Annotated in this window: 22 protein-coding genes; 13 read left to right on the plus strand and 9 right to left on the minus strand. The window is 56.0% G+C overall.

Annotation, left to right across the window (positions count from 1 at the left end; genetic code table 11):
- Positions 1-40 precede the first annotated feature (40 nt).
- The 4 genes from AB4K05_RS15730 (at position 41) to AB4K05_RS15745 (ending at position 4959) form a co-directional block, all read left to right on the plus strand.
- Entirely contained in the window at positions 41-1891 is a 1851-nt protein-coding gene (locus AB4K05_RS15730; RefSeq protein ID WP_368480964.1) for a bifunctional sugar phosphate isomerase/epimerase/4-hydroxyphenylpyruvate dioxygenase family protein, read from the plus strand.
- 91 nt (positions 1892-1982) lie between these two features.
- Entirely contained in the window at positions 1983-3332 is a 1350-nt protein-coding gene (locus tag AB4K05_RS15735; RefSeq protein ID WP_368480863.1) for an MFS transporter, read from the plus strand.
- Positions 3322-4158 (plus strand): shikimate dehydrogenase, encoded by an 837-nt coding sequence (locus AB4K05_RS15740; RefSeq protein WP_368480864.1) that lies wholly within the window; start codon positions 3322-3324, stop codon positions 4156-4158. The genes AB4K05_RS15735 and AB4K05_RS15740 overlap by 11 nt, the downstream gene beginning before the upstream one ends.
- A gap of 66 nt (positions 4159-4224) precedes the next feature.
- The gene (locus AB4K05_RS15745; RefSeq protein WP_368480865.1) at positions 4225-4959 is read left to right on the plus strand and encodes a substrate-binding domain-containing protein; all 735 of its coding nucleotides are present in this window, start codon (positions 4225-4227) and stop codon (positions 4957-4959) included.
- Here AB4K05_RS15745 and AB4K05_RS15750 read toward each other — a convergent pair.
- From AB4K05_RS15750 to AB4K05_RS15765, 4 genes are all read right to left on the minus strand, one after another.
- Positions 4949-5698 (minus strand): ABC transporter ATP-binding protein, encoded by a 750-nt coding sequence (locus AB4K05_RS15750; RefSeq protein ID WP_368480866.1) that lies wholly within the window; start codon positions 5696-5698, stop codon positions 4949-4951. The two genes, AB4K05_RS15745 and AB4K05_RS15750, sit on opposite strands and share 11 nt — an antisense overlap.
- Positions 5695-6702: a FecCD family ABC transporter permease gene (locus tag AB4K05_RS15755; protein ID WP_368480867.1), complete on the minus strand. Its 1008-nt coding sequence runs from the start codon at positions 6700-6702 to the stop codon at positions 5695-5697. The genes AB4K05_RS15750 and AB4K05_RS15755 overlap by 4 nt, the downstream gene beginning before the upstream one ends.
- Positions 6689-7756 (minus strand): ABC transporter substrate-binding protein, encoded by a 1068-nt coding sequence (locus AB4K05_RS15760; RefSeq protein WP_368480868.1) that lies wholly within the window; start codon positions 7754-7756, stop codon positions 6689-6691. The genes AB4K05_RS15755 and AB4K05_RS15760 overlap by 14 nt, the downstream gene beginning before the upstream one ends.
- Positions 7757-7947: 191 nt before the next feature.
- Positions 7948-8055, minus strand: a complete 108-nt coding sequence (locus AB4K05_RS15765) for a type I toxin-antitoxin system toxin Ldr family protein (protein ID WP_349593424.1) — start codon at positions 8053-8055, stop codon at positions 7948-7950.
- A 379-nt stretch (positions 8056-8434) separates the two neighbouring features.
- Between AB4K05_RS15765 and AB4K05_RS15770 the strand changes: the two genes are divergently transcribed.
- On the plus strand, positions 8435-9364 hold the full coding sequence (locus tag AB4K05_RS15770; RefSeq protein WP_368480869.1) for an alpha/beta hydrolase: 930 nt from the start codon (positions 8435-8437) through the stop codon (positions 9362-9364).
- On the opposite strand, the gene AB4K05_RS15775 is transcribed toward AB4K05_RS15770, so the two are convergent.
- From AB4K05_RS15775 to AB4K05_RS15785, 3 genes are all read right to left on the minus strand, one after another.
- Entirely contained in the window at positions 9326-9619 is a 294-nt protein-coding gene (locus tag AB4K05_RS15775) for a putative quinol monooxygenase (protein WP_368480870.1), read from the minus strand. The two genes, AB4K05_RS15770 and AB4K05_RS15775, sit on opposite strands and share 39 nt — an antisense overlap.
- A gap of 1 nt (position 9620) precedes the next feature.
- Entirely contained in the window at positions 9621-10628 is a 1008-nt protein-coding gene (locus tag AB4K05_RS15780; RefSeq protein ID WP_368480871.1) for a zinc-binding alcohol dehydrogenase family protein, read from the minus strand.
- Between the two features lie 105 nt (positions 10629-10733).
- Complete coding sequence (locus tag AB4K05_RS15785; protein ID WP_368480872.1) at positions 10734-11546, minus strand: DNA-binding transcriptional regulator; 813 nt, start codon at positions 11544-11546, stop codon at positions 10734-10736.
- Positions 11547-11733: 187 nt separating this feature from the next.
- Between AB4K05_RS15785 and AB4K05_RS15790 the strand changes: the two genes are divergently transcribed.
- The 7 genes from AB4K05_RS15790 to mhpT all read left to right on the plus strand — a co-directional run bounded on the left by AB4K05_RS15790 (position 11734) and on the right by mhpT (position 19344).
- Positions 11734-13398, plus strand: coding sequence for a bifunctional 3-(3-hydroxy-phenyl)propionate/3-hydroxycinnamic acid hydroxylase (locus AB4K05_RS15790; RefSeq protein ID WP_368480873.1), 1665 nt, complete (start codon positions 11734-11736; stop codon positions 13396-13398).
- 1 nt (position 13399) lies between these two features.
- Positions 13400-14344, plus strand: a complete 945-nt coding sequence (gene mhpB / locus AB4K05_RS15795) for a 2,3-dihydroxyphenylpropionate/2,3-dihydroxicinnamic acid 1,2-dioxygenase (protein WP_368480874.1) — start codon at positions 13400-13402, stop codon at positions 14342-14344.
- A gap of 17 nt (positions 14345-14361) precedes the next feature.
- Complete coding sequence (gene mhpC, locus AB4K05_RS15800; RefSeq protein ID WP_368480965.1) at positions 14362-15228, plus strand: 2-hydroxy-6-oxonona-2,4-dienedioate hydrolase; 867 nt, start codon at positions 14362-14364, stop codon at positions 15226-15228.
- A gap of 9 nt (positions 15229-15237) precedes the next feature.
- Positions 15238-16044, plus strand: coding sequence for a 2-keto-4-pentenoate hydratase (gene mhpD, locus AB4K05_RS15805; RefSeq protein ID WP_368480875.1), 807 nt, complete (start codon positions 15238-15240; stop codon positions 16042-16044).
- Entirely contained in the window at positions 16041-16991 is a 951-nt protein-coding gene (gene mhpF, locus AB4K05_RS15810; protein WP_368480876.1) for an acetaldehyde dehydrogenase, read from the plus strand. Before mhpD ends, mhpF begins: the two co-directional genes overlap by 4 nt.
- Positions 16988-18007 (plus strand): 4-hydroxy-2-oxovalerate aldolase, encoded by a 1020-nt coding sequence (mhpE, locus tag AB4K05_RS15815; protein WP_368480877.1) that lies wholly within the window; start codon positions 16988-16990, stop codon positions 18005-18007. Before mhpF ends, mhpE begins: the two co-directional genes overlap by 4 nt.
- A 107-nt stretch (positions 18008-18114) precedes the next feature.
- Positions 18115-19344, plus strand: coding sequence for a 3-(3-hydroxy-phenyl)propionate transporter MhpT (gene mhpT / locus AB4K05_RS15820; protein WP_368480878.1), 1230 nt, complete (start codon positions 18115-18117; stop codon positions 19342-19344).
- Between the two features lie 492 nt (positions 19345-19836).
- Here mhpT and AB4K05_RS15825 read toward each other — a convergent pair whose 3' ends face one another.
- A complete protein-coding gene (locus AB4K05_RS15825) occupies positions 19837-20355 on the minus strand; it encodes a hypothetical protein (RefSeq protein ID WP_368480879.1) in 519 nt (172 codons plus the stop codon).
- 331 nt (positions 20356-20686) lie between these two features.
- Here AB4K05_RS15825 and AB4K05_RS15830 point away from each other — a divergent pair, with 331 nt between their 5' ends.
- Positions 20687-21553 (plus strand): aldo/keto reductase family oxidoreductase, encoded by an 867-nt coding sequence (locus AB4K05_RS15830; RefSeq protein WP_368480880.1) that lies wholly within the window; start codon positions 20687-20689, stop codon positions 21551-21553.
- 87 nt (positions 21554-21640) lie between these two features.
- Here the strand turns inward: AB4K05_RS15830 and azoR are convergent, their stop codons facing one another.
- Positions 21641-22243: an FMN-dependent NADH-azoreductase gene (gene azoR / locus AB4K05_RS15835; protein WP_368480881.1), complete on the minus strand. Its 603-nt coding sequence runs from the start codon at positions 22241-22243 to the stop codon at positions 21641-21643.
- Positions 22244-22409 lie beyond the last annotated feature (166 nt).

Raw genomic sequence — 22409 nt, forward strand, 5'->3', positions numbered from 1 at the left:
ATATTCGATGCAACTGTTACCGCGTAAGCCAGGTGAAACTATGCTGCGTTCTATTGCTACCGTGTCTATTTCTGGAACCTTGCCCGAAAAACTGAGCGCGATTGCCGCGGCAGGTTATCAGGGGGTTGAGATCTTCGAAAATGATTTGCTCTATTATACCGGTACGCCAGCGGATGTCCGTAAGATGGCCGACGATCTGGGGCTAAAAATTACGTTATTTCAGCCATTTCGTGATTTTGAAGGCGCAAGCCGGACCCAGTTTGCAGCAAATCTGGCACGCGCAAAACGTAAATTTTCCCTGATGCATGAGCTCGGCTGCGACACGATGCTGCTGTGCAGCAACGTGCAGGCCGACTGTTCCGCTGACGTTGAGCTACAAATAGCCGATTTGCGCGCGCTCGCGACGCTCGCCGAACGGGAAAATATCAAAATTGGCTACGAAGCGCTGGCGTGGGGAACGCAGGTAAACCACTGGTATCAGGCGTGGGAGCGGGTAAAAACCGTCGACAGCCCGGCGATGGGCATCGTACTCGACAGTTTTCATATCCTGGCGTTGGGCGACGATTTACACCGCCTGCACGAAGTCCCTATGGAGAAAATCACCTTTCTGCAATTGGCCGATGCGCCGTTGATGAAGATGGACGTGCTCGAATGGAGCCGCCATTTCCGCTGTTTCCCCGGACAAGGCGAACTGCCGCTGGTGGAGTTCACGCGTGAACTGACGCGTCTTGGCTACCGTGGCCCTTGGTCGTTGGAGATTTTCAACGACGGTTTTCGCGCCTCGCCCAACGGCACGACGGCGAAAGATGGCTATCGATCGCTGCTGTGGCTAGAGGAACAAACGCAGCGAACGCTTCGGGAAACTGATGCCGACCTATTTGCATCGGCACCGTTACCGACCTTCAGTGGCACCGAGTTTATTGAATTTGCCGCAAGCCCTGCGGAAGCGAAAAAGCTCAGTAATATGCTGGAAGGCATGGGGTTTAGATTAGCGGGGATGCACCGCTCAAAACAGGTGGCGCTGTGGAGCAACGGTGGTGCGCGGGTCATTATTAACTATCAGCCCCATAGTTGGGCCGATCATTTTTACCAGCGCCACGGAGTCTCGCTCTGCGCGATGGCGCTGCGGGTTAGCGAAAGCGCGCCGATTATTGCCCGCGCCAAAGCCTATGGCTACGCCACCTGGCAGGGGGACGCGGGGCCGAATGAAAGCGCTATTCCAGCCGTGTGCGCACCGGATGGCAGCCTGATTTATCTGGTTGATGATAAACAAGATATCTACGCACAGGATTTTAATCTGACCACAACGGCGAGCGAAGGGCATCTGCTGGGGATTGACCATCTGGCCTTAGGGATGGATGCCGATAGCCGAGATAACTGGGTGATGTTTTGCCGCACGGTGCTGGGCTTCACCCTCGAACACGAACAGACTCTCCCCGATCCTTACGGGCTGGTCCGCAGCCTGGCGGTGCAAAGCCCGCAGGGAAATATTCGTCTAGCACTGAATATTTCCCAAAGCCGGGCCACGCAGATTGCCCGGTCGGTTGCTTGCTATCAGGGCGCGGGGCTTCAACATGCGGCTTTTGCCTGCAACAGCCTTCTTTCCCTGCTGGAAAGTCAGCCGCTGGACGCCTCGCTCTCGCTACCGGTACCCGCCAACTATTACGAAGATTTGCTGGCGCGTTTTGGTGTGTCGGCACAGGCAGAACGCCTCCAGCGTCAGCAAATTCTCTACGACCGCGACAGCGCGGGCGGTGAGTTTCTGCATCGCTATACCTGGCCGTTCAGCGAGGGCCGTTTCTTCTTTGAATTAACCGAAAGACGCCATGGCTACGCGCAGTATGGCGCGGTCAACGCGGCGGTCAGGCTTTCGGCAATGCAATATCGTTAAATGATAAAATGTACCAAACGGTACGCAAGTGCCGTAGGACAGACCATAACAAGAAACATTCATCTGCACCCGACAACGACAGGTAAACTCTATGAACTCACTCGGCCATAATCGCGTGGCGACCGCTGAGGCGGTTAACGCAGTTCCTCGCACCCGGCGGCGTATCGGCATTCTGGCGCTGCTAGCCGTCGGCACCATGATTAACTATCTCGATAGAACCGTGCTGGGCATCGCTGCCCCGCAGTTGACTCAGGAACTGGGTATTGGGGCGGCGGTGATGGGCATCGTCTTTTCCGCCTTTGCATGGACCTACGCGCTAGCGCAAATCCCCGGTGGCATGTTCCTCGACCGCTTCGGCAATAAAGTGACCTATTTTCTGGCGCTGAGTTTTTGGTCACTGTTTACGCTATTCCACGGTTTCGCCGTCGGCCTGAAGTCATTGCTGTTGTGCCGTTTTGGTCTGGGTATCAGCGAAGCGCCGTGTTTTCCGGTCAACAGTCGAGTGGTGAGCGCCTGGTTTCCACAGCAAGAACGCGCCCGAGCCACGGCGGTTTATACGGTTGGCGAATATCTTGGGCTGGCCTGCTTTGCGCCGCTGCTGTTTTGGATTATGGACGGCTTTGGCTGGCGCATGCTGTTTATCACCGTCGGTGTGGTGGGCATTTTGTTTGCGTTGGTCTGGTGGCGTCACTACCGCGAGCCGCATGAAGATAAACGCTTAAGTGCGCAAGAGCGGGACTACATTATGGCGGGCGGCGGTATGAGCACCGGTGCCGAACAGCGCAAAGTCTTTAGCTGGCCGTTGGTGCGCCAACTGCTTGGCAAACGACAGATTGTCGGGGCGAGCATCGGTCAGTTTGCTGGCAATACCGTACTGGTCTTCTTCCTCACATGGTTTCCAACCTATCTGGCGACTGAACGTCATATGCCTTGGCTGAAAGTCGGCTTCTTTGCCATTCTGCCGTTCCTCGCGGCGGCGGGCGGCGTAATGTTCGGCGGCTGGGTCTCCGATAAACTGCTCAAAGCCACCGGCAATGTGAATTTGGGGCGCAAGCTGCCGATTATCGCCGGGCTGCTGATGGCGAGCTGCATCATTAGTGCGAATTGGTTGCACAGCGATATGGCGGTCATTCTGGTGATGTCGTTTGCCTTCTTCGGGCAGGGCATGGTGGGGCTAGGCTGGACCTTGATCTCGGATATGGCGCCAAAAGGGCTGGGCGGATTAACCGGCGGCTTATTTAACTTTTGCGCCAACCTTGCGGGGATCCTGACGCCGCTGGTGATTGGTTTTATCGTCGCCGCCTTCGGCAATTTCTTCTATGCGCTGATTTATATCGGCGGTGCGGCGCTGCTGGGCGTAGTGGCGTATCTGTTTATTCTGGGCGACGTTAAGCGTATCGAACTGGATCTGCCAGACCAAGAGGCCACGCATGCAAATTAGTGGTCACACGCGCCTTATTGCGCATTTAGGCTATCCCACGGCCAGTTTTAAGGCGCCGATGATCTACAACCCGTGGTTTGAAAACCAGCAGGTGGACGTCAAAGTGGTGCCAATGGGAATTAAACCGGAAGATTACGCCGCGTTAATCCCGACATTATTTTCCCTGACCAATATTGCGGGGGCGCTGGTCACGATGCCGCACAAAGTGGCGACCTGTTCGCTGGTTGATCGTCTTAGCCCCACGGCGCAAATTGCCGGTGCCTGTAACGCCATTCGCCGGGAAAGCGATGGCTCGCTGACCGGCGACATGTTTGACGGCGACGGTTTTGTGCGCGGCATTCAGCGTAAAGGCTTTCAAACCCGGGGCGCGCGAGCGCTGGTGGCGGGCAGCGGCGGAGTGGGCTCGGCGATAGCCGCTTCGCTGGCGGCCGCGGGCGTTAGTGCGCTAACGCTGTTTGATGCGCGAGAGGCGGCGGCGCAAGCGCTGGCTGACCGTCTGCAAACCCATTATCCGCAACTTAAACTGACGGTCATGTCGAACGATCCGCAGGGACATTCGCTGGTGGTGAATGCCACGCCGCTCGGCATGGCGCCCGGCGATCCGCTGCCGATTGAGGTGCAGCGGATTGCGCCCGGTACGTTTGTTGGCGAGGTGGTGATGAAGCAGGAGATTACGCCGTTACTACAGGCGGCAATGGCGCGAGGATGTCCGGTGCAACGCGGTACCGATATGCTGTTTGAAATGATCCCCGCTTATCTGGATTTCTTCCACCTGCCGGTGGCGACGCCGGAGCAGCTCCGGGCGCTGGCGCAAATTCGTTATTAAAGCGCTGGTCAATAGCGTAATAGCCCGAGTAACATAACGCTTATTTCCGGGCGATGACGATCTCTTATGCATTCCACACTCACTCTGTTCGCGGCGGGTAGTCTCCGCCGCGCATTTACCCCCCTCCAGGCACGGTTTACGCAACAAAGCGGGATACCGATGACCATCCACTACGGCCCGGCAGGTTTGCTGCGTGAACGAATTGAACAAGGCGAGCCATGTTGCGTTTTTGCTTCGGCTAATCGCCAACACCCGCAGGCGCTTTATGCCGCTGGACGCGCGAGTGAACCGCGCCTTTTCGCCCGTAATGAACTGATTTTAACCGTGAGAAACACTCCGCAAACCGCCGGTAAAAGCTGGCTGGAGTTATTAAGTGACAACACGTTGCGGCTGGGAACCTCGACGCCGCAGTGCGATCCTTCGGGCGACTATACGTGGCAGCTATTTGACCGTATTGAAGCTCGCCATCCGGGTCTCGGTGAGTCACTAAAATTGCGGGCCATGCCGTTGGTGGGCGGGCGCGACACGCTGGTGTTACCCGTGGGTGAAATGGCGAGCAGCTGGATCATTCGGCAAAATTTGGCTGACGTGTTTATCGGCTATGCGCATTACGCCACGGCGCTGACGGAGGAAACGGATCTCCGCAGCGTCTGCATACCGGCAGAGTGGAATATTCGCTGCGAATACTACATGGCGATGCTGGACGAAAACGACGCAGCACGGCAGTTTTGCCAGTTTGTCCTCGCGGACGAAGGGCAGCGCTGCCTACATGAGGCGGGTTTCCTGAAGGCTAGCGTCTAAGTTCAAACAGCGGCGTCACCACGGCGGTCGGGTAATCCGGCAGTTGGATTTTTCGCACAGTAACTCCGTAGGCCTGCCGTAGCGTCTCCTGCTGGACAATATCCGCCGTGGCGCCCGCCAGCCACTGTCCGTTAGGCAACAGCAGCAGCGTATGGCTGGCGACCTGCAGCGCATGAGTGGGGTCGTGAGTGGTGAACATCACCGTACGAGCCTGCGCCCGCGCAAGGTCGATGATGAGCTGTAACACCGTTTGCTGATTGCCTAAATCCAGCGCCGAGCACGGTTCATCTAACAGGATATTCTGGCTGGCGCTTACCAGCGCGCGGGCAATCATCACCAACTGCTGTTGCCCGCCGGAAAGGTTGCTGAACATCGCATCCGCAAGCTCAGTGATATTCAACAGCGCCAGCGCTTCCAGCACCTGCCGTTCGTCTTCTTCCTGCGGCTGAGAGAAAAGGGCGATATGACGCGCGCGACCCATTAATACCACCTCTTTCACTCGCCAAGCGAAGGCGGCGCGAAACGACTGCGGCACAATCCCGACGCCGCCGGAGACGGTGACGTTGCCGCTAAGGGCGGGCAGCACGCCGGTGATGGTATCCAGCAAGGTGCTTTTACCGCGCCCGTTGGCTCCCAGTACCGCCCAGACTTCCCCGGGCCGACAGTGCAGATCAAGCGGAGCGAAAAGCGGCGCTTTGTGACCATATTCTAATTGCGATAGCGTAAGCGATGGGGTCATTTCAGCATTCCTTTACGGCTCGCGCGCACTAACATAACGGCAAACAGCGGTGCGCCAACCAGCGCGGTGATAATCCCGATGGGGATCTCCGCGGCGGTAAGGGTACGGGCGAGATCGTCAACCAGCACCATAAAGCTGGCTCCGAGCCAAAATGCGCAGGGAAGAAGACGACGGTGGTCGGCTCCGGCAAGCATGCGCGCCAGATGCGGGATAACTAAACCGACCCATGCAATACTGCCGCTCACAGCCACCTGTGCGGCGACCAGCAGCGCGCAACACAGCAACACGCCGCGTCGTAATGCCGTCACCTGTACGCCCAGCGCCCGAGCATCTTTATCGTCCAACGACAGCAAATTAATGCGCCAGCGTAGTTTAAACAGCACTAGCGCCGCCAAGGTCATCGGGATTGCCAGCAGTAAAACCTTCGTCCAGTTAGCGGTGGCAAAGCTGCCCAGTAGCCAAAAGACAATGTTGGGCAACACCTCTTCGGTGTCAGCCATGTACTGCATTAAGCTGACCAGCGCGGCAAAAAAGCCGCTCAAGATGATCCCGGCCAGAATCAAGACCAGCGTACTTTCACGCTGTTGTAAGGCGGCCAGCAGATAGACCAAGGTGAGTGCCAACAGGCCAAAGAAGAAGGTGGTACCCATCATCATCGGCATGCTTAGTCCGAGCAAAATCGCCAGCGTGCCGCCAAAGGCAGAACCGGAGGTCACGCCGATAATATGCGGATCGACCAGCGGGTTTTGAAATACTCCCTGCAATGTCGCGCCACATAGCCCCAACGCGCCGCCGGCCAGCAGAGCCATGAGGATCCTTGGCAGTCTCACCGACCAGACAATTTGGTGGGCGATATCAACGGTATGATGAGGATGGGCCAACTGGAACAGCACATCCTTGATCGATAAGCCATATTGGCCAAAGCACAGCGAGACGACAGCGACGGCCAGAGTGAGCAGCATCAGCCCACCCTGAACCGATTTCGGATGGCTACTGATGTGCATTAGCCTGCCAGTCAGTGCGATAGAAACGGCGGTAGTAATCCTGCGCTTGTGCATCGACGTCGATGTTGGTGTAGCGCTGCGGATAGAGTTTTTTCGCCATCCACAATTCGCCAATTGCCAGCGCTTCCGGCATTGGGTAACCCCAGGCCTTGGCGTATTCCGGCATTAGCCACACGCGATGGTTTTTCACCGCATCAATGGCCTGCCACTGCGGGTCGGTGGTTATCTGCTTTAACACTTCCGGATAGCGGTCCTGCACGAAAATAACCTGCGGGTTCCATTGCAGCACTTGCTCAAGCGATACCTGGCGTGCGCCTTTCACCGTCGCGGCGGCCACGTTCATTGCGCCCGCATGCTGCATCATCAGGCCGGTATATTTGCCGGAGCCGTAAGTGTTGAGATCGGGATTTGCCATATACACCCGCACTTTTTCCGCCGTAGGAATGGTGGCAACCGGGGCATTAAATTTGGCACGGGCAGCGAAGATATAGTCAATCAGCTTTTTGGCTTCGGCATCACGATTCACCACCTCGCCAATCAGACGGATACCCTGTTTAAGTCCTTCGTTATAGGCGCGTTCTTCGTCTGCCATCGACGGATTCATTTTATTCTTTTCGCCCACGGCGTCTTCACGCAGTGAAATTGCCACCACCGGAATACCGGCATTCTGAATCTGCTGGATCATCGGTTCAGGGGCGTAATTTGCCACAAACACCACCTGCGGATGCAACGCTAGCAGGCTTTCAATGTTGACCTGGGTCAGGTCGCCCGGCATTGGCAGCTTTTCAATCGTGGGCATAAAGCGGGCGAATTGCGGGCCGAGCTGTTTTTTCCAACTGCTCAGCACACCGACAACATCATCGGAGGCATTGAGTTGAACCAACAGGTTTAGCGTCTGGTGCTGCAGAACAACAACGCGGTTAACGGTATCGGGCAGGGTAACCTGTCGGCCAAGCTGGTCGGTGACGGTACGATCGGCTAGGGCCGGAGTTGCGGACGCGAGACAAGAGCAGGCAAGCGTAAGGCCGAGAAGTAAACGGTGTAGTGTGGACATGGGTCGCTCAGTCAGGAGTGAATAAACGGTGTGTATTTGATTATATAACGAATGTAATTGCAAACCGTCTGACGGGAATACCCCTAAATTTCTACTGGCCTGGGCGTCACTAACGAAAAAGGCCGCAGAGTTTCCCCCGCGGCCCGGTTCGGGCGCATGCCGCCATCGCGGCGCTCATGACGCCCGGGCGTTTACTTCCGACTACGCCACCAGCCCAGAATCAGACCGGTGAGCACACCGACCATGACCGGAGCGGCCAGATCGTGCCAGAACATAAACGCCCATTGCATCAGCGTCATAGCGCTATCCTGATTGCAATGGCAACGATTCGCGGCTATTCTCAACGTGTTGACGGTCAAGGTTAGCCCCCGTATTGTTGCCAGGTTTTACCGAACAACGTGCGGGGGTTTTCTCTTTCCAGCAACAGCTGCCGCCAGGGATCAAGCCCCCGCAACATTGCGCCTCTCCCGAAAATCGGGATTACGACCATCCTATAGCAGCGCAAGCTTGAGCGGCAATCAACAACTGCTGTATAAATACACATGTTCTGTGTTTTCAGAATTTAGCCTGACCGCCTGCGCACCGCCGACCTGTTCGTCACAATTCGCCACACATCCTTCATCCTCACGACCATTTTTTCTGCTTAACTGAGCATCTCGCCAGACTCAGAGCATCATTATGGATCGCCGACAGTTTTTATTGTGTTTCCCCACCGTCGCATTAGCGCTGAAATCCGGGGCTATTTTTGCCGCATCGGCGGTGAAATCGCCCTATACGCTGCGTTTATGGCCGGGACTCCCCCCGGGCGGCGGCGGGCCAACGGGTGAGATGCACATCAGCCCAAAGGGGGCACAAAGCCATATTGCGCTGCCGTTTTTAACGGTAGTCACACCGGTATCGCCAAACGGTCACGGCGTACTGATTGCGGCGGGAGGGGGTTACAAGCGGATTGAAATGGCCATGGAGGCCTGGCCCGCGGCGCACTGGCTGGTGGCGCGCGGTTATACCGCCTACATCCTGAGTTACCGTTTGCCGGGAGAGGGTTGGCACGATGGCAATGAAGTGGCGTTACAGGATGCTCAGCGAGCGCTGCGCATGGTGCGAAGCCGTGAAAAGCAGGTTAGCGTGTTGGGGTTTTCTGCCGGGGGACATCTGCTGGCGATGGCGGCAACACGGCCAGATTATCGCAGCTATACGCGCATTGATGCGCTGGACAATCTGCCCCCACGAGCGGACAGCGCCGCGCTGATTTACCCGATAATCACGCTGGAGAAACCGTTCAACCATACTTCAACGCATAAAATATTGTTGGGCCACGCCGCCACGCCCGCTCAAGAAGCTGCATGGTCGGTGCAGCACTACGTCACGCCCCAAACGCCACCCGTATTCTTGGTGCAGGCGGAAGATGACCCGGTCTCCGACCCGCGCAATACGCTAATCATGCAGGCCGCATGCATTCGTGAGCAGGTTGACGTCACTTTGTATCGCTACCCAACCGGCGGCCACGGTTTTGCCATGGGCCGACTGGGAACGCCAACGGTACAGTGGCCAGCACATTATGAAAAATGGCTATCGCGGCTCAATCGGGGTCAAATAGTCCAAGCGTAAGGGCTCAGCCAGCAGGGCATCCATCTGCGCGATAAAGGTCTGAAAATGTGGCTGGGCAACGTGTGAATCCATCGCCGCCTGGTCTTTCCACGACTCGCGCATGTAGAAGGTTTCGGGTTCGTCGCGTAGCTGGAACAGCGCATACTCCACGTTGCCCGGCTCTTGGCGCGTAGGTAACAGCAACGCCTGAAGCGCTTGACGCAGTTCGTCGGTTTTTCCGGTTTCGGCCTTCAATACGGCAATCAACGAAATCATCTTAAAACCCCTCCAGCACGATTTTGCCGACCGCACGACCGGTTTCAAGCTGGGCGTGCGCCTTTTGCAAATTCTCCGCGCTGATGATGCCGAAATGTTCGCCAAGGGTGGTTTTGATGATCTGGTTGTCAATCAGTGTCGCCACCTCGGTCAATAAATGATGCTGTGCGGTGATATCGCGGGTTTCAAACATTGAACGGGTAAACATAAACTCCCAGTGTAGCGAAATACTTTTCAGCTTCAGCGGCACTACGTCCAGGCTTTGCGGATCGTCAATCAGCGCCAGTTTCCCCTGCGGCGCTAGAACATCAATCAGCTGCAGGTAATGGCCTTCGGTATTATTGAGGCTGGCAACATGGGTGACCTCTTTAATCCCAATGCGCGCCAGCTCTTCATTCAGCGGTTTAGTATGATCGACAACATAATCGGCTCCGGCATCGCGCACCCACTTTTGGCTTTGTGGACGAGAAGCGGTGCCAATGACCGTCATTTTGGTAAGCTTACTCGCCAGTTGCGTCAAAATAGAACCGACGCCGCCCGCCGCGCCGACAATCAGCAGCGTATCGCCAGCATTCCCCTCGCGCTGTACGCCCAGTCGGTCGAACAGCAACTCCCACGCGGTGATAGCGGTCAGCGGCAGCGCGGCCGCTGAGGCGTTATCCAGCGTTTTGGGTTTCAGCGCCACAATGCGCTCATCCACCAACTGGAACTCACTGTTACTACCTGGACGGCCCAGCGCCCCGGCATACCAAACTTCATCGCCGGGGGCGAATAGGGTTACGCCGTCGCCAATCTCTTTCACTACACCAACCGCATCCCAGCCGAGTACGCGCGGGGTATCGCCGGAGAATCCGGCACGAACTTTGGTATCCACAGGATTGACGGAAATGGCCTTCACTTCGACCAGAATATCGTGACCGGTTGCCTGCGGGATGGGCAACGTGATGGCTTCAATATTGGCAATGTTGCTGCCCTGTAAGGCTGCGCGGGTAATGGCGAATGCTTTCATGGTAACTCCGGGTATTGTCTGCAATGCCCGGATGTTAGGCGCAAGCGGTGAGGGGAAAAATAGCCCGCAGACGATAAGTCTTATATGAATAAAGTGAAAATCCCCTCAGCGCCGCTCATAGACGATCTCTTCTTCTTCCATTCGTTCTTCAATCTGGTGCGTCACCCGCAGCAAAGCTGGTAGATGTTTTTCCGCCGCCTGCTCGATAGTCATCGCTTTGGCGATATAGACGAGATTCAAACAGCCGATAACACGGCCCTGGCTGCGCACCGGAACGGCGATGGAGGCAATTTTCTGCTCCAATTGCCAGCCTTGGAAGTTGGCGCCATAACCATTTTGTCGGGTACGCTCAAGGATGGCCTCGAGTTTTTCCGGCTCGCGCGCTAACTGATATTCCTCTTCCGGGCGTCCGGCCAGCATCGCGATAATCGGCTGGCGTTCGCTGTCGGGCGAGAAGGCAAGCCAGGTCAGGCCAGAAGCCGTCAACAGCAGCGGCAGACGGCGGCCAACCATTGAGCGGTGAAAGGAGAGGCGGCTAAAGCGGTGAGTGGTTTCGCGCACTACCATTGCGTCAACGTCCAGAGTGGTTAAATCGGTCGGCCATATGACCTCGCGCAATAATTCTCCAAGTAACGGTGTTGCGAGTGCAGAAATCCAATGCTCGTCACGAAATCCCTCGCTTAACTGCCGAACTTTCAGGGTTAAACGGAAACTATCGTCTGACAGACTACGCCGCACATATCCCTCTTCCTGAAGGGTCTCCAGCAATCGTCTTACGGTGGTGCGATGCAGGCCGCTAAACTCGGCCAGGGTCGCGGTTGATGCGCCTCCGTCGAATTTATTTAACAAATTTAGCAACAATAACCCACGGGTTAATCCGCGGACCGTTTTGTAGTCTGTGCTCTCGCTGTTCTTCACTTTTCCCGCCATTTATTCATCTAAAACAACGTTGTGCACCTAGTGCACGTTTTGGCTTGTTTTGATTGTAGCGCAAATTCCCGGACATATACTGCGTTCATTATAAAAATATTTTACATCCATTTAACAAGCGATCGCTGTCATTAACCGCAGTCGATCGTTTGGTCCGAGCCGTGAGGTATTAAAGATGACAACATCCAATCCAGATATCCAACCCGCAGTACAACACCGCGTTCAGGTCGCCATTGCTGGCGCGGGTCCGGTGGGATTGATGATGGCGAACTATTTAGGACAGATGGGCATCGAGGTGCTGGTGGTCGAGAAACTGGATAAGCTCATCGACTATCCGCGAGCCATCGGTATTGACGATGAAGCGCTGCGCACCCTGCAATCCGTGGATCTCGTGGATAAAGTCCTGCCGCACACCACGCCGTGGCATGCCATGCGTTTCCTGACGCCGAAAGGCCGCTGTTTTGCCGATATCCAACCGATGACCGACGAGTTTGGCTGGTCGCGCCGTAACGCTTTCATTCAGCCACAGGTTGATGAGGTGATGTATCAGGGCCTAAAACGCTTCCCGAACGTCCGCTGCCTGTTCTCCCGCGAGCTAGATGGGTTTAGCCAAAATAGTGACAGTGTCACTATTAATCTGAAAGGCGCCAGCGGTGAACGTGAAACCGTTAAAGCCGACTGGCTGGTTGCCTGTGACGGCGGGGCAAGTGTGATTCGCCGCACCTTGAATGTGCCGTTCGAGGGCAAGACGGCGCCTAACCAGTGGATCGTTATTGATATTGCCAACGACCCGCTCGCCACTCCGCATATTTATCTGTGCTGCGACCCGGTTCGTCCGTATGTCTCCGCTGCGCTGCCGCACGGCGTACGTCGTTTCGAATTTATGGTGATGCCGGGGGAAACGGAGGCACAGCTCAGCGAGCCAGAGAATATGCGTCGCTTGCTAAGCCAGGTGCTGCCTGACCCGGATAATGTCGAGCTGATCCGCCAGCGTGTGTACACCCACAACGCTCGCTTAGCCGAACGTTTTCGCATCGACCGCGTGCTGTTGGCCGGGGATGCCGCCCATATCATGCCGGTTTGGCAGGGGCAGGGTTACAACAGCGGCATGCGCGATGCCTTCAACCTCGCGTGGAAACTGGCGCTGGTGGTGAAGGGCAAGGCCGGCGATACGCTGCTGGATAGCTATCAGCAAGAGCGTCGCGATCACGCCAAAGCCATGATCGATCTCTCCGTTACCGCCGGTAACGTCCTTGCGCCGTCAAAGCGCTGGCACGGCACGGTGCGCGACGGCATCTCTTGGCTGTTGAACTATCTCCCGCCGGTCAAACGCTACTTCCTAGAAATGCGCTTTAAGCCGATGCCGCAGTATCGCGAAGGTGCGCTGCTGCTGGAGGGGAACGCGAAATCCTCGCCGGTGGGCAAAATGTTTATTCAGCCCAAAGTGACCCATGAAAACGGAGATGTCGTCCTGCTCGACCAGGTGATTGGTGCCAAATTTGCGGTGATAGCCTGGGGATGCAACCCGCTGTGGGGCATGAACGATCGCCAAATTGCCCAATGGCGTGAACTGGGCACCTGCTTTATTCAGGTGGTCCCAGAGGTGCAGATCCGCACGCCGCAGGATAATTTCGACGGCGTTATCCGCATTGGCGATAGCCAAAACCGACTGAAAACCTGGTTCGCCGCGCAGGATGCTTCGATTGTCATCGTGCGCCCAGACCGATTCGTTGCGGCGCTGGCTATTCCACAAACCCTAAGTCAAAAACTCGACCAGCTTGCTGACGTGATGGCGTTAACCAGCGTGGATTCTGACCTTCTTGTTGAAAAGGTGGCCTGAGATGAATGCCTATCTTCACTGTCTCTCCCATACGCCGCTGGTGGGCTACGTTGACCCGGAACAAGTGGTGCTGGATGAGGTCAATGGCGTCATCGCCGCGGCCCGCGACCGTATTGCGGCGTTTGCGCCGGAACTGGTGGTGCTGTATGCCCCGGATCACTACAACGGATTTTTCTACGACGTGATGCCGCCGTTTTGCCTCGGCGTCGGCGCAACTTCGATTGGCGATTTCTCAAGTGCGGCAGGTGAACTGCCGGTGCCAACTGAACTGGCAGAAGCCTGCGCCCATTCGGTGATGAAAAGCGGCATCGATTTAGCCGTTTCCTACTGTATGCAGGTCGATCATGGTTTTGCTCAGCCGCTGGAACTGCTGCTCGGTGGGCTGGATAACGTGCCGGTGCTGCCGGTATTTATCAACGGTGTAGCGACGCCGCTGCCGGGCTTCCAGCGCACCCGCATGCTGGGTGAAGCCATGGGACGCTTTCTGTCAACGTTGAACAAACGGGTGCTGATTTTAGGCTCGGGCGGCTTGTCGCATCAGCCGCCGGTACCGGAACTGGCTCGAGTGGATGCGCATATGCGCGACAGATTGTTGGGCAGCGGCAGATACCTGCCAGCCGACGAGCGCGAATTGCGCCAGCGCCGGGTGATTGAAGCCGCTGAGCGTTTTGTTGAAGACCAAAAGACGCTGCATCCGCTCAACCCTATCTGGGATAACCAGTTTATGTCGCTGCTCGAGCAGGGGCGACTAACCGAATTAGACGCCATTAGTAACGAAGAGCTTTCCGCTATTGCCGGTAAATCGACGCACGAAGTGAAAACCTGGGCCGCCGCATTCGCCACGCTTGCCGCGATGGGCAACTACCGCACGGAAGGCCGTTACTATCGCCCGATCCCTGAGTGGATCGCCGGATTTGGCTCCCTGAGCGCCACTACCACGAATTGATTGAGCAGGAGAATATGATGAGTTATCAACCACAAACCGAAGCTGCCACCAGCCGTTTTCTCAACGTTGAAGAGGCCGGGCAGACGCTACGCATCCATTTTAACGACTGCGGTCAGGGCGACGAAACCGTTGTTCTGCTGCACGGCTCCGGCCCTGGGGCGACCGGCTGGGCTAACTTTAGCCGCAATATCGACCCATTGGTCGAGGCCGGCTATCGCGTGCTGCTGCTGGACTGCCCGGGCTGGGGCAAAAGCGACTCCATCGTTAATACCGGCTCTCGCTCCGACCTTAACGCCCGCATTTTGAAAAGCGTGGTGGATCAACTGGATATCGAAAAAGTTCACCTGCTGGGCAACTCGATGGGCGGGCACAGCGCGGTGGCATTCACCTTAACGTGGCCTGAGCGCGTGGGCAAATTGGTGCTGATGGGCGGCGGTACAGGCGGCATGAGCCTGTTTACCCCGATGCCAACCGAAGGCATCAAACTGCTGAACGCCCTGTATCGCGAGCCGACCATCGATAATCTCAAAAAGATGATGAGCATTTTCGTTTACGACACCAGCGATTTGACCGAAGCGCTGTTTGAAGCGCGTCTCAACAATATGCTGTCGCGTCGCGATCACTTGGAAAACTTCATTAAAAGTCTTGAAGCCAACCCGAAACAGTTCCCGGATTTTGGCCCTCGACTGGGCGAAATCAAGGCGCAGACGCTGGTGGTTTGGGGCCGTAACGACCGTTTCGTGCCAATGGATGCGGGGCTGCGCTTGCTCTCGGGCATTAACGGTTCTGAGCTGCACATTTACCGCGACTGCGGGCACTGGGCGCAGTGGGAGCACGCCGACGCGTTCAACCAACTGGTGCTGAATTTCCTCGACCGCGCATAAGGAGCCGACATGTCGAATTACTCTCTGGAGTCGCTGGCGCAGGCCTTACGCCACGCCGAAGAGCGCGGGCAAATCATTGAGCCACTGCGCGATGTTATCGGTATTGAAAACGCCGAAGCGGCCTATGCCATTCAGCGCATTAACGTCCAGCATGGCGTGGCGCAGGGGCGTCGTATCGTGGGCCGCAAAGTGGGATTAACCCATCCGAAAGTGCAGCAGCAACTGGGCGTTGACCAGCCGGACTTCGGCACGCTGTTCGCCGACATGTGTTACGGCGATAACGAAACTATCCCGTTCTCGCGTGTGCTGCAGCCGAAAATTGAAGCGGAAATCGCGCTGGTGTTAAACCGCGATCTTCCGCATGCCGACACCACTTTTGACGAGCTGTACAACGCTATTGAATGGGTGCTTCCGGCGCTGGAAGTGGTTGGCAGCCGGGTTCGCGACTGGTCGATAAAATTCGTCGATACCGTTGCGGATAACGCTTCCTGCGGCGTGTATGTGGTCGGCGGACCTGCACAGCGTCCGGCGGCGCTGGATTTGAAAAATTGCGTCATGAAGATGACGCGCAATAACGAAGAAGTCTCTCGTGGTTTAGGCAGCGAATGCCTAGGCCATCCGCTGAACGCCGCCGTGTGGCTGGCGCGCAAGATGGCCAGCCTCGACGAGCCGCTGCGCGCCGGTGACATCATCTTGACCGGCGCACTTGGCCCGATGGTTGCGGTTAACCCGGGCGACAGGTTTGAGGCGTTTATCGAAGGCATTGGTTCGGTATCCACGACGTTTTCCGCGGTACAAGAAGGAAGTCAGTCATGAGTAAATGTAAAGTCGCCATCATCGGCTCCGGCAATATCGGCACCGACCTGATGATTAAAATTCTGCGCCATGGCAAGCATTTGGAAATGTCGGTGATGGTGGGTATCGATCCGAATTCCGACGGTCTGGCGCGCGCCAAACGCATGGGTGTCGCCACGACGCATGAAGGAGTTAGCGGGCTGATGGCGATGAAAGAGTTCGCCGACATCGATATCGTGTTTGATGCGACCAGCGCCGGTGCACACATTAAGAACGACGCGGCGCTGCGCAAGGCCAAACCGGATATTCGTCTGATCGACCTGACGCCAGCGGCGATTGGCCCGTACTGCGTGCCGGTGGTGAATCTGGATAAAAATCTGTCGCAGGGCAACGTTAATATGGTGACCTGCGGCGGGCAGGCCACTATCCCAATGGTGGCGGCAGTGTCACGGGTGGCGAAAGTCCACTATGCGGAAATTATTGCTTCAATCTCGAGTAAATCAGCGGGGCCGGGCACGCGCGCCAACATCGATGAGTTCACCGAAACCACCTCGCAGGCGATTGAGGTTGTCGGCGGCGCGGCGAAGGGTAAAGCCATCATCATTTTAAACCCGGCAGAGCCGCCGGTCATGATGCGCGATACGGTGTATGTGCTGAGCGAAGCGGCATCGCAAGCGGAAATTGAAGCCTCCATTGAAGAGATGGCGGCGGCGGTGCAGGCCTATGTGCCGGGTTATCGCTTAAAACAAAAGGTCCAGTTTGAGGTCATTCCGGAAGACCAACCGGTCAACATTCCGGGCGTGGGACAGTTCTCCGGGTTGAAAACCGCCGTCTATCTGGAAGTGGAGGGTGCGGCGCACTACCTGCCAGCCTATGCAGGCAACCTCGACATTATGACCTCCGCGGCGATGTCGACCGCAGAAAAAATGGCCCAAACGCGCATGAAAGTGGCAGGAGAAGTCGCATGAACGGTAAAAAACTCTATATCTCAGACGTGACATTACGCGACGGTATGCACGCTATCCGCCATCAATATTCATTAGATAACGTACGCCAGATTGCGAAAGCGCTGGACGATGCCCGCGTCGATTCCATTGAAGTGGCGCACGGAGACGGTCTGCAGGGTTCCAGCTTTAACTACGGTTTTGGCGCACACAGCGATGTGGAGTGGATTGCCGCGGCGGCAGAGGTGGTGACCCACAGTAAAATTGCCACGCTGCTGATCCCCGGCATCGGCACGCTGCACGATTTGAAAAATGCTTACCAGGCCGGTGCCCGTGTGGTGCGTGTCGCGACGCACTGTACCGAAGCGGACGTCTCCGCCCAGCACATTGCCTATGCCCGCGAGCTGGGGATGGATACCGTCGGTTTCCTGATGATGAGCCATATGACCAGCCCGGAGAATCTGGCGCAGCAGGCCAAATTGATGGAAAGCTACGGCGCAACCTGTATTTACGTGGTGGACTCCGGCGGCGCGATGAACATGAACGACATTCGTCATCGCTTCCGCGCGCTGAAAGATGTCCTGCGCCCAGAAACCCAAACCGGTATGCACGCTCACCATAACTTAAGTCTTGGCGTAGCTAACTCGTTGGTGGCGGTAGAAGAGGGCTGCGACCGTATTGATGCCAGCCTGGCCGGCATGGGTGCGGGCGCCGGGAATGCGCCGCTGGAAGTGTTTATCGCCGCTGCTGACAAGCAGGGCTGGGAACACGGCACTGACCTGTACGCGCTGATGGCGGCCGCTGACGATTTAGTGCGCCCATTGCAGGATCGTCCGGTTCGCGTCGATCGCGAAACGCTGGCGCTGGGCTATGCCGGCGTGTACTCAAGCTTCCTGCGTCATAGTGAAGTGGCGGCAGCCCGCTACGGCCTAAGCGCGGTTGATATTCTGGTCGAACTGGGCAAACGGCGGATGGTGGGCGGTCAGGAAGATATGATCGTTGACGTCGCGCTGGATCTAAAAGCTAAAGCACAAGCCTGATAACTACCGGTCGGCAATGTACCGACCGGGCGAACGAAAATGAAAAAATAATGTGGCCGGCAACGTATCGGCCACCTTTCAACCTGCACTCTACAAAAGGTCTTATTATGTCGAATATCACCCATGCTACCTCACCGCCGAAGACGTCCCGCCTGATGCAAACCGTCGGGCTGTGTTTTTTAGTCGCTCTGATGGAAGGGCTGGATTTACAGGCCGCGGGCATCGCCGCCGTCGGTATTGCTCAGGCGTTTGGTTTGGACAAAATGCAGATGGGCTGGATTTTCAGCGCTGGGATCCTTGGCCTGCTGCCGGGGGCATTGTTTGGCGGCATGCTAGCCGACAGGCACGGACGTAAGAAAGTCCTGCTGGGCTCGGTGGTGCTGTTTGGCCTATTTTCGATTGTGACCGCACTGGCGTGGGATTTCCCCTCGCTGGTGTTTGCCCGCTTTATGACCGGCGCGGGGTTAGGGGCGGCGCTGCCCAATTTGATTGCGCTAACCTCTGAAGCGGCGGGACCCCGTTTTCGCGGTACAGCGGTTAGTCTGATGTACTGCGGCGTACCGATTGGCGCGGCGCTGGCAGCTGCTATGGGCTTCAGCGGCCTGACGCAGGCTTGGCAGACGATATTCTGGGTTGGCGGCATTGTGCCGCTGCTGCTGGTTCCGCTGTTGATGCTCCGCTTGCCGGAGTCGCAGGCGTTTAGCCGCCAGCAGCAAGATGCTCCAGCACCGCTGCGCGCCATTTTTGCCTCTGGCACCGCGTCTTCAACGCTGCTGTTGTGGCTGTGCTATTTCTTTACCCTGCTGGTGGTGTATATGCTGATTAACTGGCTGCCAATGCTGCTGGTCGATCAGGGATTTAGTCGCTCACAGGCGGCCGGTGTGATGTTTGCACTGCAAATGGGGGCTGCGCTGGGTACGCTGATGCTGGGCGCGCTGATGGACAAACTCAGCCCGCTTAAAATGTCGCTGTTGATCTACTGCGGCATGCTGGCATCGCTGATTGCTTTGGGGACGGCGAGCTCATTTAGCATGATGATAGCCGCGGGCTTTGTTGCCGGGATGTTCGCCACCGGTGGGCAAAGCGTTCTTTATGCGTTGGCTCCGTTGTTCTATGGCACTGAAATTCGCGCCACCGGGGTGGGTACCGCGGTGGCGGTTGGGCGGTTGGGGGCGATGAGCGGCCCACTGCTCGCCGGTAAAATGCTGGCACTCGGCACGGGGACGGTGGGGGTGATGGCGGCTTCAGCGCCTGGGATTGTGCTAGCTGGGCTGGCGGTGTTTTGGTTGATGAGTCGTCATCAGCGAAACGTTGCTGAGGAGAACGTAGGGCGCTAGTTTGTGTTTTCTATCAGGCGTAATGAAGATCGAGCTGGGTTCCGTTCACTTTATGTTCGGCAGAACAGGGAGCCTCTTCACCGGTGAACGGGCAAAGGGGGTCAGCCGTGACCCCCTTTGCAATCCCCGCGGCCCCGCAGCGAAATCGGTGCTTCGCACTACGCTCTCCTCCGAATTCCAGCCTGCGGCACGGCGAAACTCGACATCCTGTCTCGGTTCGCCTCAGTCCGCCATCCATGGCGTCCTGACCTTGTCTTCCATTCTCCGGCTCGCCGATTTCAAGCGGGGACTCATTGGTTCCAGCCACTCCGTTGCTTGCTGTTAACTAAAAGAACGCAGCGGTGTGGGTGGCGTCTAAATCACCGAAGCGCTCCCTGCATCCGTTCGTTTTATATGGCGGAATGCTAAAAGGAGCGCAACCGGGAGCTGAACCCCGAATGGTCTTTCCCTTAAGCCAAACGCGAAGAAGCCTTATCAACTCCAAGCATAAGATTAATCAAAAACCCCACTCGGGCACAATTTAACGCCGTCCGTTCTCCAGCGCACCATTTTAGCGTTAGCATCCAAATCTTTAACCGCCACAGAATCACCGGAATATAACGAACCGGTAACGATAATATCGTAATTATGGTTCGGCTGCGGGACGAAATCAGAATGGGATGTCGTGCTGGCGTAATGCACGATATCAATGAGTTGTCCCGGCTTGATGGTGAACTCATTAATAAATACGCCTTTAACATCATTAGACGCTGGCATGTCTGAAAGTCGTTTGTTGCCGGTTACCGGAATACCGATAATAGCGAGACCAGTGGTAATGCGTCTCTCAAGGACTTTCTTATAGCAACCATTTACCTGCTTTTCGTAAAACTGCAATGCGGTATTACCAGAGGTGCTGGCGCGAATACGCGCGGCATCGGTGCCTTTATAATCCTCAAGCGCAGGCCTGAAACCTGCGGTACATCCACTCAGAAGTATGGCGGCCAGGCCACCGACTAAAATATTTTTATACATTTTTATCCGTGATATTAATTTGTATTAAGGACGAAGGGTTCTGCTGCTATTTATTATTAAAGTTTTTTATCAACGCAATATTACACAGGAATTCACCCGTCGCTTGATTCGCAACATCATGATCCGCAGTGCTTTATTGGTGCAGTCAAACCTATAGCGTCAGCGTCTTCATTTCAACACCAAAATAGGCAGCTTGCTGAACGGGGAAATAACGTGGTGGAATTAAGAACATTTGCCGCGCAATGCACTAAAAGCCATCTATTCTTGTTGAGCGCCTTTGCGCAATGGTTAAGAATAGAATGACACTTCATGATGCGACAGGCAGGACGTTATGACTCAGTACGGTACGTTTTCCCTTGGTTCCCAATTTGTCAATCGCCTCGGCTACGGGGCAATGCAGCTGGCAGGGCCGGGTGTTTTTGGCCCGCCAAAAGATCGTCACGCGGCAATCAGTGTCTTGCGCGAAGCGCTGGCGCTGGGTGTGAATCACATCGATACCAGCGATTTCTACGGTCCGCACGTAACCAATCAGATAATCCGTGAAGCGCTGCATCCTTACGCCGACGATTTGGTGATTGTCACTAAAATTGGCGCTCGCCGCGATGAGGCCGCAGCCTGGCTCCCGGCGTTCTCGCCGGAAGAACTCAAAAAAGCGGTGCACGATAACCTGCGTAATCTTGGGCTGGATGTGCTGGATGTGGTCAATATGCGCATTATGCTCGGTGACGGACATGGGCCGAGTGAAGGCTCGATTGAGGCATCCATCAGCGCGTTGGCGGAACTGCAGCACCAGGGTTTGGTGAAGCATATCGGGGTCAGTAACGTCACGTCCGCTCAGGTTGCCGAAGCGCGTAAGATAGCCAACATTGTCTGCGTGCAAAATGAATACAATATCGCCCATCGTGGTGATGATGCGCTGATTGATGAACTGGCTCGCGATGGCATTGCCTACGTGCCGTTCTTCCCGCTGGGCGGCTTCTCGCCGCTGCAATCGTCAACCCTGAATGACATTGCCAGCTCGCTGGGAATTACGCCAATGCAGACCGCGCTGGCCTGGCTGCTGCACCGTTCACCTAATATCTTACTGATCCCCGGCACCTCATCGGTGGAGCACCTGCGGGAGAATATGGCTGCCAGCCAGGTGGTGCTATCGGCTGAGGTGCTGGCGAAGCTTGATGGCATTGCGGCGAAGGGCTAAAGCCTGCGGTGGTAATAGGCTGTCGTTTACGGCATAAAAAAACCTGCATCAGCAGGTTTTTTTATGGGTATCTAAGGCTGAATGCGATTAGGCAACCAGGCTGTCGATGACCGCTTTCGCATCTGAAGTCGCTTTGGTTGCAACTTCTGGGCCGTAAGCGATGCCTTCAGCAAAGACTACGTTCACGTCGGTGATACCGATAAAGCCCAGGAACACGTTCAGGTACGGGGTGATGAGGTCGGTTGCGGTATCTTTATGGATCCCACCACGGCTGGACAGCACGATAGCACGTTTGCCGGTCACCAGACCTTCTGGGCCTTTTTCGGTGTAACGGAAGGTCACGCCAGCACGGGCAATCAGGTCGAAGTAGTTTTTCAGCTGAGTTGGGATGTTGAAGTTGTACATTGGCGCGGCGATAACAATCACATCGTGTGCTTTCAGCTCGGCAATCAGCTCGTCAGAGAGCGTCAGCGCTTCCTGCTGGCGTGGAGTCAGTGGGGAATCGCTTGGGCGCAGTGCGCCTACCAGTTCGCCATCCAGTACTGGAATTGGGTTCGCAGCCAGGTCACGGACGGTGATTTCGTCAGCGGAGTGCTTTTCGCGCCACTGTTCAACAAAATAGTCGGACAGCTGACCTGATTGAGAGTAGCCTGCCAGGATGCTGGATTTCAGAACCAATACTTTGCTCATAGGTAATTCCTTATATTTGATTGACGGGCGTTGCCCTGTTGCTTGTTGACACTCTATTCACATTCCTGCCACAGGGATAGCGCAATATATCGAATTCTATTGTCAGTTTTTTTGAACAAAGCATGAAATACACAAATGTGGTACTCTAGGACCATACTTTATAAGA

This window comes from Kluyvera sp. STS39-E, from assembly GCF_040932435.1.
Taxonomy (GTDB): domain Bacteria; phylum Pseudomonadota; class Gammaproteobacteria; order Enterobacterales; family Enterobacteriaceae; genus Kluyvera.

What these genes read in the sequence shown, in the direction of transcription:
- AB4K05_RS15730 (WP_368480964.1), top strand. Translation starts at nt 41, where the DNA reads ATGCTGCGTTCTATTGCTACCGTGTCTATTTCTGGAACCTTGCCCGAA.
- AB4K05_RS15735 (WP_368480863.1), top strand. Translation starts at nt 1,983, where the DNA reads ATGAACTCACTCGGCCATAATCGCGTGGCGACCGCTGAGGCGGTTAAC.
- AB4K05_RS15740 (WP_368480864.1), top strand. Translation starts at nt 3,322, where the DNA reads ATGCAAATTAGTGGTCACACGCGCCTTATTGCGCATTTAGGCTATCCC.
- AB4K05_RS15745 (WP_368480865.1), top strand. Translation starts at nt 4,225, where the DNA reads ATGCATTCCACACTCACTCTGTTCGCGGCGGGTAGTCTCCGCCGCGCA.
- AB4K05_RS15750 (WP_368480866.1), bottom strand. Translation starts at nt 5,698, where the DNA reads ATGACCCCATCGCTTACGCTATCGCAATTAGAATATGGTCACAAAGCG.
- AB4K05_RS15755 (WP_368480867.1), bottom strand. Translation starts at nt 6,702, where the DNA reads ATGCACATCAGTAGCCATCCGAAATCGGTTCAGGGTGGGCTGATGCTG.
- AB4K05_RS15760 (WP_368480868.1), bottom strand. Translation starts at nt 7,756, where the DNA reads ATGTCCACACTACACCGTTTACTTCTCGGCCTTACGCTTGCCTGCTCT.
- AB4K05_RS15765 (WP_349593424.1), bottom strand. Translation starts at nt 8,055, where the DNA reads ATGACGCTGATGCAATGGGCGTTTATGTTCTGGCACGATCTGGCCGCT.
- AB4K05_RS15770 (WP_368480869.1), top strand. Translation starts at nt 8,435, where the DNA reads ATGGATCGCCGACAGTTTTTATTGTGTTTCCCCACCGTCGCATTAGCG.
- AB4K05_RS15775 (WP_368480870.1), bottom strand. Translation starts at nt 9,619, where the DNA reads ATGATTTCGTTGATTGCCGTATTGAAGGCCGAAACCGGAAAAACCGAC.
- AB4K05_RS15780 (WP_368480871.1), bottom strand. Translation starts at nt 10,628, where the DNA reads ATGAAAGCATTCGCCATTACCCGCGCAGCCTTACAGGGCAGCAACATT.
- AB4K05_RS15790 (WP_368480873.1), top strand. Translation starts at nt 11,734, where the DNA reads ATGACAACATCCAATCCAGATATCCAACCCGCAGTACAACACCGCGTT.
- mhpB (WP_368480874.1), top strand. Translation starts at nt 13,400, where the DNA reads ATGAATGCCTATCTTCACTGTCTCTCCCATACGCCGCTGGTGGGCTAC.
- mhpC (WP_368480965.1), top strand. Translation starts at nt 14,362, where the DNA reads ATGAGTTATCAACCACAAACCGAAGCTGCCACCAGCCGTTTTCTCAAC.
- mhpD (WP_368480875.1), top strand. Translation starts at nt 15,238, where the DNA reads ATGTCGAATTACTCTCTGGAGTCGCTGGCGCAGGCCTTACGCCACGCC.
- mhpF (WP_368480876.1), top strand. Translation starts at nt 16,041, where the DNA reads ATGAGTAAATGTAAAGTCGCCATCATCGGCTCCGGCAATATCGGCACC.
- mhpE (WP_368480877.1), top strand. Translation starts at nt 16,988, where the DNA reads ATGAACGGTAAAAAACTCTATATCTCAGACGTGACATTACGCGACGGT.
- mhpT (WP_368480878.1), top strand. Translation starts at nt 18,115, where the DNA reads ATGTCGAATATCACCCATGCTACCTCACCGCCGAAGACGTCCCGCCTG.
- AB4K05_RS15825 (WP_368480879.1), bottom strand. Translation starts at nt 20,355, where the DNA reads ATGTATAAAAATATTTTAGTCGGTGGCCTGGCCGCCATACTTCTGAGT.
- AB4K05_RS15830 (WP_368480880.1), top strand. Translation starts at nt 20,687, where the DNA reads ATGACTCAGTACGGTACGTTTTCCCTTGGTTCCCAATTTGTCAATCGC.
- azoR (WP_368480881.1), bottom strand. Translation starts at nt 22,243, where the DNA reads ATGAGCAAAGTATTGGTTCTGAAATCCAGCATCCTGGCAGGCTACTCT.